The 12,080-nt window shown below is 73.2% G+C and carries 10 protein-coding genes; 4 read left to right on the forward strand and 6 right to left on the reverse strand.

Features of this window, described 5'->3' with window-relative positions:
* Positions 1-103: 103 nt before the first annotated feature.
* Genes iolB through ABWI04_RS38845 form a run of 4 tightly spaced genes read right to left on the reverse strand, consistent with a single transcriptional unit; the run spans position 104 to position 3,748 of the window.
* Positions 104-961: a 5-deoxy-glucuronate isomerase gene (gene iolB / locus ABWI04_RS38830; protein ID WP_353835510.1), complete on the reverse strand. Its 858-nt coding sequence runs from the start codon at positions 959-961 to the stop codon at positions 104-106.
* Positions 958-1,893 (reverse strand): 5-dehydro-2-deoxygluconokinase, encoded by a 936-nt coding sequence (gene iolC / locus ABWI04_RS38835; protein WP_345184556.1) that lies wholly within the window; start codon positions 1,891-1,893, stop codon positions 958-960. Before iolC ends, iolB begins: the two co-directional genes overlap by 4 nt.
* Positions 1,890-2,741, reverse strand: coding sequence for a TIM barrel protein (locus ABWI04_RS38840; protein ID WP_353835511.1), 852 nt, complete (start codon positions 2,739-2,741; stop codon positions 1,890-1,892). Before ABWI04_RS38840 ends, iolC begins: the two co-directional genes overlap by 4 nt.
* Positions 2,738-3,748 carry a Gfo/Idh/MocA family protein gene (locus tag ABWI04_RS38845; RefSeq protein WP_353835512.1) on the reverse strand — a complete coding sequence of 337 codons (1,011 nt, stop codon included), beginning with the start codon at positions 3,746-3,748 and terminating at the stop codon, positions 2,738-2,740. The genes ABWI04_RS38840 and ABWI04_RS38845 overlap by 4 nt, the downstream gene beginning before the upstream one ends.
* A gap of 169 nt (positions 3,749-3,917) precedes the next feature.
* Here ABWI04_RS38845 and ABWI04_RS38850 point away from each other — a divergent pair, with 169 nt between their 5' ends.
* Entirely contained in the window at positions 3,918-5,429 is a 1,512-nt protein-coding gene (locus ABWI04_RS38850) for a nitroreductase family deazaflavin-dependent oxidoreductase (protein ID WP_353835513.1), read from the forward strand.
* On the opposite strand, the gene ABWI04_RS38855 is transcribed toward ABWI04_RS38850, so the two are convergent.
* Entirely contained in the window at positions 5,426-5,911 is a 486-nt protein-coding gene (locus tag ABWI04_RS38855) for a VanZ family protein (RefSeq protein WP_345184565.1), read from the reverse strand. The genes ABWI04_RS38850 and ABWI04_RS38855 overlap by 4 nt on opposite strands.
* 126 nt (positions 5,912-6,037) lie before the next feature.
* Positions 6,038-8,434 carry an endopeptidase La gene (gene lon, locus ABWI04_RS38860; RefSeq protein ID WP_345184567.1) on the reverse strand — a complete coding sequence of 799 codons (2,397 nt, stop codon included), beginning with the start codon at positions 8,432-8,434 and terminating at the stop codon, positions 6,038-6,040.
* A gap of 336 nt (positions 8,435-8,770) precedes the next feature.
* Between lon and ABWI04_RS38865 the strand changes: the two genes are divergently transcribed.
* From ABWI04_RS38865 to ABWI04_RS38875, 3 genes are all read left to right on the forward strand, one after another.
* Positions 8,771-9,394 (forward strand): hypothetical protein, encoded by a 624-nt coding sequence (locus ABWI04_RS38865; protein ID WP_353835514.1) that lies wholly within the window; start codon positions 8,771-8,773, stop codon positions 9,392-9,394.
* A 251-nt stretch (positions 9,395-9,645) separates the two neighbouring features.
* Positions 9,646-10,167 carry a hypothetical protein gene (locus tag ABWI04_RS38870; protein WP_345184572.1) on the forward strand — a complete coding sequence of 174 codons (522 nt, stop codon included), beginning with the start codon at positions 9,646-9,648 and terminating at the stop codon, positions 10,165-10,167.
* Between the two features lie 254 nt (positions 10,168-10,421).
* The gene (locus tag ABWI04_RS38875) at positions 10,422-11,705 is read left to right on the forward strand and encodes an MFS transporter (protein ID WP_353835515.1); all 1,284 of its coding nucleotides are present in this window, start codon (positions 10,422-10,424) and stop codon (positions 11,703-11,705) included.
* Positions 11,706-12,080 lie beyond the last annotated feature (375 nt).

A 12,080-nucleotide genomic window follows, 5' to 3' on the forward strand; every position in this document is an offset into this window, starting at 1 on the left:
CCGAAAATCCCGAAACACCCCGCGAAGAACCGCCGCTCCACACCATCCCGCTCGCTGAACTGCACCGACAGGAAACGCACCAGCGCCTGCGCCACGGTGAGTCTCACGAGCGTCCCTCCGGCGAGGTCAGGGGCAGCCGGGGGTCCACCGGCTGCCCTTCCCAGGTGTCGCGGATCCAGGCGTGCGCCGGGTCGTCGCAGATGCGCCACGCGCGCTCCGGCGACGGCCCGGCCATCACGTTCAGGTAGTACAGGTCGTGCCCCGGCGGCGCCATCGACGGGCCGTGCCAGCCGTGCGGGATCAGCACGGCGTCGCCGCTGCGGACCTCCGCCAGCACGTCGATCGGACGTCCCGGCGAGCCGTAGACACGCTGGTAGGCCATGCCGTCCCGGGCGACCTCGAAGTAGTAGATCTCCTCCAGGACCGACTCGCCGGGCCTCTGCTCGTCATGCTTGTGCGGCGGGAACGACGACCAGCACCCGGCCGGCGTCAGCACCTCGCACGCGATCAGCTTCTCGGCGAACGGGAACCCCTCCGGCGTCCCGAAGTTGTTGACCTGCCGGCTCGCCGACCCCGCGCCCCGCAACTCCACCGGGACCTTCTCCGCCGGTCCGTAGCGCGGTGCGAGCCGCCGCTCGCACCGGGCGCCCGCCAGCGCGAACCGCCCGCCGCCGCGGACGGTCACCCGGGCGTCGCGCGGCACGTAGGCGAAGTCGCTGACCCGGGCGAAGACGTCCTCGCGGCCCTCCAGCTCGAACCGCTCGCCGTCGCACTCCACGGCGCACGACCCCGCCAGCGGCAGCACGATCGTCTCGAACTCACCGGTGTCGAACGTGTGGGAGCCGCCTTCCGGCAGCTCCAGAACCCGCAGCCCCGAATAGGCCCAGCCGGCCGACTCGGGGGTCACGACGAGCCCGTACGGGGCTTCGGCGGCGGTTCCGGCGGGGAGGTGGTACTTCATCGTGGCTCCTTGAGGAGTTCGTCGACCTCGTCTTGCGTGGGCATCGCGTCGGAGCAGGCGATACGGGACGCGACGATCGCCCCCGCGGCGCCCGCGAACCCGACGAGCCGCCGCAGGTCCCATCCGGCGAGGAGGCCGTGGCAGACGGCGCCGCCGAACGCGTCTCCGGCGCCGAGTCCGTTGACGACGTCCACCTTGACGGGGGGCACCTCCACGACCTCGTCGGCCGTCGCCGCGAGGACGCCTTCCGGGCCCATCTTCACGATGGCGAGCTCCGGGCCGCGGGCCAGGATCGCGCGGGCGGCGGCGCGCGGCTCCCGCTCCCCCACGGCGACCTCGCACTCCTCCAGGTTTCCGACCGCGACCTTCGCCCGTTCCAAGGCGAGGCCCGCCCAGTGCGGGGCCTCCGACGGGTCGTCCCACAGCATCGGCCGGTAGTCGAGGTCGATGACGGTCTGCCCGGGGTGCTCCCCCAGCGCGGTCAGGGTCGCCTCCCTGCTGGGCTCCTGGGAGAGGCCCGTGACCGTGGCCCAGACGATGCGCGCCGAGCGGATCGCGTCGAGGTCGAGCTCGTCCGGACGGATCTCCAGGTCGGGAGCCTTGGGGTAGCGGTAGAAGTACAGCGGGAAGTCGTCGGGCGGGAAGATCTCGCAGAAGGCCAGCGGGGTCGGCAGGCCGGGGACGGCGGTGACGAACCGGTCGTCCACGCCGTAGCCCCGGAGGGCCTTGTGGACGAACCGGCCGAAGGGGTCCTCCCCCGTGCGTGTGACGACGGCGGTCCTGCGGCCGTACCTGGCCGCCGCCACGGCGACGTTGGTCGGGCTGCCGCCGAGGTACTTGCCGAACGACTCGACGTCCTCCAGCGGCGTGCCCACCTGGTTCGGATAGACGTCGACGCTGACCCGCCCCATCGTGATGAGGTCGAACGTCATCGGGCCACCCCGGCGAGGTAGTCGAGGCTCCTGCGGACGTCGCCGCACGGTCCGGCGTCCCGCGCGGGTTCGCCGGTGAGGACGGTGTCCTGCTCCATCACCCACCAGCCTTCGTAACCGGAGACCTCCAAGGTCCGGATGATGTCGGGGATGTCGATGTCGCCGTCCCCGAGCGGCTTGTACAGACCGTCCCGCACCGCGCTCGTGTACGTGATGTCTCCCTTGAGTACCTGTTGGGCAAGTCCCACGTCCACGTCCTTCAGATGGACATGCGCTATGCGCGGCGCCGCGAAACGCGCCAGCCACACCGGATCGGTCCCGCCGACCAAGAGGTGCCCTGTGTCGAGGCAGAGCGGGATGCTGCATCCGCCCAGCACGCGTTCGACCTCGGCGCGCCGCTCCACGACCGTCCCGACGTGAGGATGCAGGGTGGCGAGCCTGCCGCGCTCGGCGGCGCGCGCGGCGATCGCGTCGAGGTTCGCGAGCAGCGCCGCCCACGCCTTGGTGTCGAGGACGGGGCGCTCGTCGTATCCGTCGAGTCCGGTCGCGGCGGCCAGGACGAGGACACCGTCGATGTCGTCCAGCGCCTGCTCGACCACGGGCAGCGGGTCGAACGCAGGGTCGTGCAGAACGACGGGCACGAACGCCCCTACGAGACCCAGGCCGAACGAGGTCAGCAGTTCGTCCCGCTCCTGCGCGGCCCTGGGGAGGAAGCCGTCCGGCCCCAGTTCCGTGGCGGCGAGGCCGAGGTCGCGCATCTCGGCGAGCACCCGGTCCGGTTCCATCTGGTGGCCCCAGCCGGGCACCTCGCACACACCCCACGAGATCGGCGCGCCGGCGATCCTCACCGCCGCACCTCCTCGACGGCCACCATCCGCCCTTGCCGCATGGACAGCTCGCACGCCTCGGCGAGGTAGAACGCCTCCAGCGCCTCTTCCGGCGGGCACGGATTGGCGCGGCGGCCCGCCACGACGTCCGCGAAGGCCCGCAGTTCGGCGTCGTAGGCGTCGGTGAAGCGCTCCATGAAACCGCCGTAGGGCGCCCTGGGCTGGTCCCCGTCCGGGAGCGCGGTCGCGGGCGTCCGGTCGTCCAGGCCGGCGATGACGCTGTCCTTGGACCCGAACAGTTCCAGGCGCGCGTCGTACCCGGCGGCGTTGTAGCGGGTGGCCGAGACCTGGCCGAGCGCCCCGTCGTCCAGGACGAGCATCGCCGAACCCGTGTCGACGTCCCCGGCCTCGCGGAAGAAGTCGTCGCCCCGGTTGGCGCCCACCGCCATCACGCGGACGACCTCGCGGCCCGTGACGAACCGGATGAGGTCCAGGTCGTGGATGAGGCAGTCGCGGAACAGCCCGCCGGAGGTGGGGACGTACTCGGCCGGCGGCGGCGCCGGGTCGAAGCTGCACGAGCGGACGGTGTGCAGCCAGCCGAGCCTCCCGGACGCGAGGGCCTCGCGCGCCGCCGCGTTCCCGGCGTCGAACCGGCGCTGGAACCCGACCTGCACCGGAACGCCGCCGCCGGCCGCCGCCCGGACGATTTGGAACGTTCCATCAATGTCGGACGCGAGCGGCTTCTCGCAGAAGACGGGGGTTCGCGCCGCCACGGCGCGCTCCACCAGGGCCGCGTGCGCGTCCGTGGCCGCCGCGACGACCAGGCCGTCCAGTCCGGCGGAGAAGAGCCCCTCGACGGTCTCCAGCGCGGTGACCTCGGACGGTCCCCCGCCCAGGCGCGCGGCCAGATCCCGGGCGCGCCCCGGTGCGGCGTCCGCGACGACCACCGCCTCGACCTCGGGCAACTCTCGCAACGCGGCGGCGTGGCGCGCACCGATGCGCCCCGCGCCGGCCAGTCCGATCCTCATCGATCCCCTCCCGGTGGGCGGTCAGATGGAGACACGAGTCTGATGGAGCGTTCCAGACGCGTCAACGCCCCGACCGTCCGCCTCTCCGGTAATGGAGGTGTCCGAAATCCCGGCCCTTACTCGGGGGCTCGGCTGTCGCCGGAGGCATACCAAGCGCTAGTTTTGCCCTATGCGGATCTTCGTCACCGGCGCCTCCGGGTTCGTCGGGTCCCACGCCGTCCGCGCCCTGCTCGCCGCCGGGCACCGGCCCCGCGCGCTGGTCCGCGACCCTGCCAGAGCGGCGCAGGTCCTGCGCGCCGTCGGCGTCGACCCCGGGGACGTCGAACTCGTCCCCGGCGACATGCTGGACGAGGACGCGGTCGCCGAGGCGCTCCGCGGCTGCGACGCCGCGATCCACACCGCCGCGGCCATCGGGGTGACCGGAGGCGCCGGCGACCTGGTGGAGGTGAACGTCCGGGGCACCCGCAACGTGGTCGGCGGCGCCGTCGCGCAGGGCCTGGCGCCGGTGGTCCACGTGTCGACGATCGCGGTGTTCGTCCCGCCGTCCGGCCCCGTCATCACCGCGGACGGCGCCCTGGCGAGCCCCCGGACCGACTACGGCCGGTCCAAGCTGGCGGCCGAGCACTACGTGCGCGGCCTCCAGGAGGACGGCGCGCCGGTCACCATCGTCTACCCCGGCGGCGTGTGCGGCCCGAACCAGCCGACGCTGGACGCGCTGATGGAGGGCCTCGCCGCCGCGCTCGGCAAGGTGTGGCCGCTTCCGGGCGGCGGCGTCTCGGTCGTCGACGTCCGCGACCTCGGCGAGGCGTTGGCACGTTCCGTCGAGGCGCGGCAGGGCCCCAGCCGCTGGGTGCTCGGCGGCCACTACCTGACCTGGCCGCAGTACGCCGACCTGTGCGACCGCCTCACCGGCGTCCGGTGCCGCCGCGTCCGCGTGCCCAGCCGCCTCATGCTCGCGCTGGGCTCCGTCCTCGACGCGGCCAAGCGCGTCCGCCGCTTCGACTACCCGCTCACCCGCGACGCCGCCGAGTTCATGGTCACGCTGGTGCCGACCGACGACCGCCCCGTCCTGGACGCCCTCGGGCTCACGCTGCGCCCCGTCGAGGAGACCGTCGCCGACGGCCTGCGCTGGCTGGCCGAGAGCGGCCATCTGAATCCGCGCCGGGCCGGACGGCTCGCCGCCAAGGAGGCCCCGATGCCGACCCTCGTCCAGCGCACCTTCGGCCCGGTCTTCCACCGGGTCTCGGGCGCCGAATGGTTCTCCCGGGTGGGGCCCAAGATCGTCCCGCCCGTCGACCGGACGCTGCACCGGCTCACCGGCGGACGGCTCATGCTCGGCCAGCTCCTCGTGCCGAGCCTCGTGCTGACGACGACCGGCGCCGTCAGCGGCCTCCAACGGCAGACGCCGCTCGCGTGCCTGCCCGACCGGGAGGGCGGCTGGTACGTCGTCGGATCCAACTTCGGCCGGGAGAAGCACCCCGCCTGGACGGGCAACCTCCTGAAGAACCCCGGCGCGCAGGTCAGCTTCCAGGGCCGCACCGTCCCGGTCACCGCCCACCTCCTGGACGACGTCGAGCGCAAGGAGATCTGGCCTCGCCTCACCGCCGTCTGGCCCGTCTACGACCGCTACGTGGAACGCACCGAGCGGCAGCTCAGGGTCTTCCGCCTGACCCCCCGCTAACGGCCGCGGAGGGTCCTGGAGAGCCGCCGGCCCAGGAGCAGGTAGGCGAGCACGACACCGATGACGTTCAGGATGACGTCGTCGACGTCGAAGGCCCGTCCCATCACGAACGTGCCCTGGACCGTCTCGATGGCCAGCGAGAGCATGCCGCTCACCAGCGCCAGCCGCAGGGGGCCGCGGAGGGTCGTCCAGACCAGGGGCAGGAGCACTCCCAGCGGCGCCAGGAGTATCACGTTGCCGCCGATCTGGAGGAGGGCCTCCTTCGTCGGGCGGTCCATATAGAACCGGAGCGACCTGCCGGGATCGGTGTTCCCGCCTGCCTGCCCGTTGTCATGGACGGGCGTCAGCGTGAGCCTGAACGCGAAATAGAAGAAGACGCCAAGAAAGCCCAACGCGATGATGACGACCAACGCGCGCAGGGCGACGACGTACCAAGGGACCCTCTCGCCCGCTGCTGCGGGCTGCCACATCTCGACCAACACGCGGCGCGGTCTGCCCCGTCCGCCGCGGTCCATGCACGGTCCCGGGTTTCGGGCGACCAGATAGTCCATTGAAGTCAGAACGCCCGTGCCGGGACGAACCCGGCACGGGCGTTCCGCGCGCCGCGATCAGACGGCGACCGGGGTGGTGGCGGGCTCCAGGGCCAGGTCCAGCACCTCGCGGACGTCGCTGACGGCGAACACCGTCATCGTGTCGAGCACCTCGGCCGGGACGTCCTCCAGGTCCGGCTCGTTGCGCTTCGGCACGATCGCGGTGGTGATGCCGAGCCTCGACGCGGCCAGCAGCTTCTGCTTCAGCCCGCCGATCGGCAGCACCCGCCCGGTCAGCGACACCTCACCGGTCATCGCCACGTCCGAGCGCACCGGGCGTCCCGACAGCAGCGACGCCAGCGCCGTCGTCATCGTGATGCCCGCGCTCGGGCCGTCCTTCGGGATCGCCCCGGCGGGCACGTGGACGTGCACGCCGCGGTCCTTCAGGTCGCCGACCGGCAGCTCCAGCTCCGCGCCGCGCGAGCGCAGGTAGCTGAGCGCGATGCGCGCCGACTCCTTCATGACGTCGCCGAGCTGGCCGGTGAGCGTCACGCCGGTGTCGCCGGTCTCCCGGTCGGCCAGCGACGCCTCGATGTAGAGCACGTCGCCGCCCGCGCCGGTGACCGCGAGGCCCGTGGCCACGCCCGGCACGCCGGTGCGGCGCTCGTTCCTGCTCAGCTCGACCTCCGGGGTGAACCGCGGCCGGCCGAGGTAGTCCTTCAGGTCGTCCGCGCCGATCCGGACGGGCAGCGCCGCCTTCCCGAGCGCGACGTTGGCCGCGACCTTGCGCAGCACCCGCGCGATCGAGCGGTCCAGGGACCGGACGCCGGCCTCCCGGGTGTACTCGGCCGCCAGCAGCCGCAGCGCGTCGTCGCCGAAGGCCACCTCGGACGCCTCCAGCCCCGCCTTGTCGAGCTGGCGCGGCAGCAGGTGGTCGCGGGCGATGGTGACCTTCTCGTGCTCGGTGTAGCCGTCCAGCTGCACCAGCTCCATCCGGTCGAGCAGCGGCCCGGGGATCGCCTCCACCACGTTCGCGGTGGCGAGGAACAGCACGTCGCTCAGGTCGAGCTCCACCTCCAGGTAGTGGTCCCGGAAGGTGTGGTTCTGCTCGGGGTCGAGGACCTCCAGCAGCGCCGCGGTCGGGTCGCCCCGGTAGTCGGCGCCGACCTTGTCGACCTCGTCCAGCAGGACGACGGGGTTCATCGTCCCCGCCTCGCGGATGGCCCGGACGATGCGCCCCGGAAGGGCGCCCACGTACGTGCGGCGGTGCCCCCGGATCTCGGCCTCGTCCCGGACGCCGCCCAGGGCGACCCGGACGAACTCGCGTCCCATGGCCCGCGCGACCGACTCGCCCAGCGACGTCTTGCCGACTCCGGGAGGGCCGGTCAGCGCCAGCACCGCGCCGCTCCTGCGTCCGCCCACGACGCCCAGGCCGCGCTCCTCGCGCCGCTTGCGCACGGCCAGGTACTCGACGATGCGCTCCTTGACGTCGTCGAGACCGGCGTGGTCGGCGTCCAGGATCTCCCGGGCGCCCGCGATGTCGTAGGCGTCCTCGGTCCGCTCGTTCCACGGGATGTCGAGGACGGTGTCCAGCCAGGTGCGGATCCAGCCGCCCTCGGGCGAGGCGTCGGACGACCGCTCCAGCTTGTCGACCTCCTTCAGCGCCGCCTCGCGCACCTTCTCGGGAAGGTTCGCGGCCTCGATCCGGGCCCGGTAGTCGTCCTCCTCGTCGGCCGGGTCGCCGTTCAGCTCGGCCAGCTCCTTGCGGATGGCCTCCTGCTGCTGGCGCAGCAGGAACTCCCGCTGCGTCTTCTCCATGCCCTCCTGGACGTCCTTGCGGATGGTCTCCGCCACGTCCAGCTCGGCGAGGTGGTCGCGCGCCCACCCGATCACCAGGGTGAGCCGCTCCACGAGGTCGACGGTCTCCAGGACCTCGATCTTCTGCTCGTCGGTGAGGTACGGCGCGTACCCGGCGTTGTCGGCCAGTGTGGAGGGGTCGTCGATCTGCTGCACGACGTCCACGACCTGCCAGGCGCCCCGCTTCTGCAGGATCGCGCTGACCAGCCCCTTGTACTCCTTCGCCAGCTCCTGCGCCCGCCCGGTCGCCGGCGGCGCCTCCACCGCCGTCCCCTCGACCCACAGCGCCGCGCCCGGCCCGGTCGTCCCGGTGCCGATCCGCACCCGCTGCACGCCGCGGACGACCGCGCCCGGCTCACCGCCGGGCAGCCGCCCCTCCTGCTCGATCACGCCGAGCGTGCCGATGCCGGCGTACTGCCCGTTCAGCCGGGGCACCAGCAGCACGCGCGGCTTGGCCGCCGACCGGATGCCCGGCCCCTTGGTCTGCGCCACCGCCCGCGCGGCCTCGACGGCGGCCCGGACCTCGCCGCTCTCCGACAGGTCCAGGGGCACCACCATGCCGGGCAGAACGACCCCGTCCTCCAGGGGCAGCACCGGCAGCGTCAGGGTCTCGCTCATGCTCAGCTCCAACTCAGTAGGACACCCAACCGCAAGATTGAGTCACTCACACTCAAGAAAACGGAGCAGCATTTTGTTTCCGCAGCAACGTTCGCTCTCAGCGATCACATCCCGAGCCGCCGCCCTGGGACTCGGCCGGCGCCTCTGGGGTGCGAGAAGCCGCAGCGGCAGCACCGACGCCATCACGCGATACGGAAGCGGCACCTTCCAGCCACAGGCCATCGCGCGAACACTCTCAGTAAAGTTCGAGCAACAGACAGCGACCGACGGTCTCCCGGCCGCGGGTCGCGCCCCCCGATGGCCAGAACGGCGGAACGGCGGGAACATCCGATGAACATGACGACCAGAATCACCGCGATCGCGGCGGCAGCCGGGCTGGTGCTCGGCGCCCACTCCAGTGCGGCGTTAGCCCTCGGAGCGCGGCCGGCGGCCGCGGCGGCGACCGGCGCGCGGGCTCAGGCGCCCGGACGGCACTGCGTGGTCCACCTGGGCGAGCGGGGGCGGACGAGCTGCCACCGCACCTTCCGCCAGGCCATCGCGGCCGCCACCGGCGGCCGGGTCGCCGACGCTCCCCTCGACCCGGCCGCCGCGGTGTCCGACCAGACGTTCAACCACCACCTCGACTCGACGGCCGACGGCAAGAAGCACGCGCGGGTCGCCGTCCAGGACGCCATCGTGGTCTCCATCGAGTACCAACACGCCGACTTCGGCGGCTCCAGCAGGGTGTTCACGGGAACCCACCCGTGCACGGCCACCACTGGTGACGTGGACTTCGTCTACTCGAACCTGGCGGCGGTCGGCTTCGACGACACGATCTCGTCGTTCATGACCTTCGGCAACTGCTTCGTGTCCCACTTCGAGAACCCGGACTTCGGCGGCATCCGCACCGTGTTCGAGCCGACCCGGTCCTACATCGGCGATCTGATGAACGACCGGTCCTCGTCCCTGCAGTGGTCCTGACCCCTCGTCGCCCCGGTCCGGGACGGCCGTCCGTTCTGGACCGGGGCGGTCTGACGCGACCGTGCCCGGACGTGGCAGGCTCGGCGCATGGAGCGAACTGCGGGCGCTGAGCGCGGCGGATGGCGAAGGCGGGTCCGCGGGCTGCCGCCGGCCGCCGTGTGGTTGCCGGTGACCCCTTCACCAGCCCGCGCCGATGCGCATGGCGCACGGTCGCGCCGGCCGTGTCCGCCTTCGGCGCTGCCCTGGGCCCGGTGAGGGTGCGCGAATACCGTTATGTCGGCCCTGCCGACATCCTCGAGCAGGCACGGCCCGGGCGGCGCGGCCAGGCGATCGGGTCGCCGGGCGACCTCGCCGTCTGGCTGGCGGGGCAGACCGCGCAGGACGCGGGGGAACCGTTCACCTACGTGGTCGACCTGGGCGGGACGCTGCGCCTGGCCCCGCAGCGCAGCGAACACGTCGCCTGCGCGGGCCGCGAACCCGTGCTGGGCGCGGGTGAGATCACGTTCGCCGCGAGCGGGGGCGCCTGGACGGTCAGCGAGATCAGCAACCAGTCGACCGGCTACTGCCCCGACCCGTCCTCCTGGACGGCCGTCGCGGCGGCCCTCGACCGGGCCGGCCTCGAACGTCCCCCCGAGTTCACCCACCCGATCGTGTTCCGACGGTGCCGGCGGTGCCGCCAGCGCAACATCGTGAAGGACGACCACTACGTCTGCGCCGTATGCGGGGGCGACCTGCCCGCCGCCTGGAACATGGACGAGCCCCACGCGCGCTGAGGCTCACGGAAAACCCGTTGCGGGCGGGGTCGGGCGCATGCCAGGGTCGGCGCGAAGATCTTGGATGCGCTACGGGAGGTCGCGCGTGTACACCGCTTCCGGCAAGGCCACTACCGGCGTCTCGGCGACGAGGCGCGCGGCGGCTTAGGCCGGCACCGCTCCACGACGCCGAGGCGATTCCGGCGGGGGGTCGATCCCCCGCTCTCCCGGCCTGCGCGGATTCCGCGCCGGTGTCGACTCGACGTGGAGCATCCTTGTCTTCTCCCCTGCCCGCGGCGGACGCCTCGATCGACCGCCGCACGCTCTTCCTTCTCTCTCTGACCTGCGGCGTCGCCGTGGGGAACATCTACTTCCCGCAGGCGGTGAGCCCGCTCATCGCGTCCGGGCTGCACGTGGCGCCGGACTCGGCGGCGCTGGTGGTGACCGCGGCGCAGTTCGGGTACGGAGCCGGAAACTTCCTGCTGGTGCCGCTCGGCGACCGGTTCCCGCACCGTCCGCTGATCGTGGCGATGCTCGCCGTCACCGGCGCGGCGATGCTCGGCGCGGCGGCCGCGCCCGGGCTGGCGGCGCTGATCTGCGCGAGCGCCGTGACCGGGGTCACGACCGTCGTCGCGCAGGTCATCGCGCCGATGGCGGCCGGCCTGGTGGGTGCCGAGCGGCGCGGCGCGGTCATGGGGACGCTGCTGGCCGGCTCGATCGGCGGCATCCTGCTGGCCCGCACGTTCGGCGGGTTCGCCGGCGAGTGGCTCGGCTGGCGGGCCCCGTACCTGATCGCCGCGGTCGCCACCCTGGCGATCGCCGCGGCGCTGGCGTTCACGCTGCCGGCGACCGTCCCGCCGTCGCGGCAGTCCTACCCGGCGCTGCTGGCCGCGCCGCTGCGGCTGCTGCGCGAGGAACCGGAGTTGCGGCGGTCGTGCCTCTACCAGGCGACGCTCTTCGGCGGGTTCCAGGCCGTCTGGACGGGCCTCGCGCTGTATCTCACGGGCCCCGGGTACGGGCTCGGGGCGCAGGCGGTCGGCGTCCTCGCGCTGGTCAGCGCCGGCACCATGGCCGCGATGCCCGCCGCGGGACGCCGGGTGGACCGGCGGGGCCCGGACCCGGTCAGCCTCCTCGCGATCACCGGGACGCTCGCGGCGGCCGGGGTGCTGGCGCTGGGCGCCCTCGGCGGAGCGCCGGGGCTCGCGGCGCTCGGCGCCGGGACGCTGCTGCTGGACGTCGCGCTGCAGTCCGGCATGATCGCGAACCAGGCGCGGATCTTCGCGCTGCGCCCGGACGCCCGCAGCCGCGTCAACACCGCCTACATGACGTGCGCGTTCCTCGGCGGCAGCACCGGATCGTGGCTCGGAGCGGCCGCCTGCACGCGGTTCGGCTGGACGGCCGTGTGCCTGCTCGTCGCCCTGCTGGCCGGCGTCGCGCTCGCCCGGCACCTGCTGCGCCGTCCCGGGGGACCGGACCCGCGGGCCGGCGGGGCAACGCGGAGGCAAAGGCCCCTTCGCGATCTTGATTCTTTGCCTGGGGGCCGGTTTACGCGCGCATGACGCGAGGGTACCTAACGCAACGAGATCGTGACGCAGGGTGAACGGCAGGTACTCGGGCGGCAAAGCCCCAGGTAGAACGTCAGGAGGCGGCAGATGAACCGTGGCGAACACGCGAACCGGGCCGCCTCCGCGTCCCGTTCCCCGCGCGGCCCGGTCCGTACGGCCGAGAACGTTCGCGACGTACCGCGCCGCGGCCGCCCCCGCCCCCCGGCGGGTGCCGCGGAGGGCGGGCACGGCGACACACCTCGGGTCCTCGGCCGTACCGGACCGTCCCCGCGCCGCCTCCCTCCCCCGGGCCCCGTGCCGCTCGCCCCCGCGGCACCGGCGCCCCCACTGGCCGGACCGGCCGCGGCGCGCAGCCGCGCAGCCGGTCCG

The organism is Actinomadura sp. NPDC000929, from assembly GCF_040492065.1.
In the GTDB taxonomy this organism is placed as follows: domain Bacteria; phylum Actinomycetota; class Actinomycetes; order Streptosporangiales; family Streptosporangiaceae; genus Spirillospora; species Spirillospora verrucosospora.